The following is a 366-nucleotide window of genomic DNA, read 5'->3' on the forward strand; positions in this document are numbered from 1 at the left end:
TGTGTTTAAGTGACCGCCCCGCCCGGGTGCCGGCGCGGGGGAGCCGGGCCGCGCCCGCGTGGGCGTGGGCGGCCGAGGCCGGGGCGCGATCGGGTCCGCGCAGGGTGACGGATTCGACGCGGCCGGCGAGCGCGGGCAGCGAGGCATCGACCGGCGTGTCGATCAGCCCGACCGTCAGGCCTGCGCCGCAGGAGGGCGCCTCCGGCCAGGCGATCAGGGCGAGGAACGGTGTCGGCGCGCAGGCCGCGCCCTGGCAGCCCGGCGCGACGGAGCCCGGGCGGTAGAGGTGGTTCAGATCGACCGTCGCCGCCGGGGCGATCGCGCGCAGCCGGTCGCGCGCGGCCGGGCCGTCGAGCCCCGGCGGGG

General features: G+C 80.1%; 1 protein-coding gene. It reads right to left on the reverse strand.

The window, feature by feature from the left end; translation table 11 throughout:
• The coding region (locus FK498_RS19670; RefSeq protein ID WP_202614953.1) for a hypothetical protein at nucleotides 1-366 on the reverse strand (366 nt) is incomplete at both ends.

Origin of the sequence: Elioraea sp. Yellowstone (assembly GCF_006704265.1) — a bacterium.
Lineage (GTDB): Bacteria > Pseudomonadota > Alphaproteobacteria > Acetobacterales > Acetobacteraceae > Elioraea.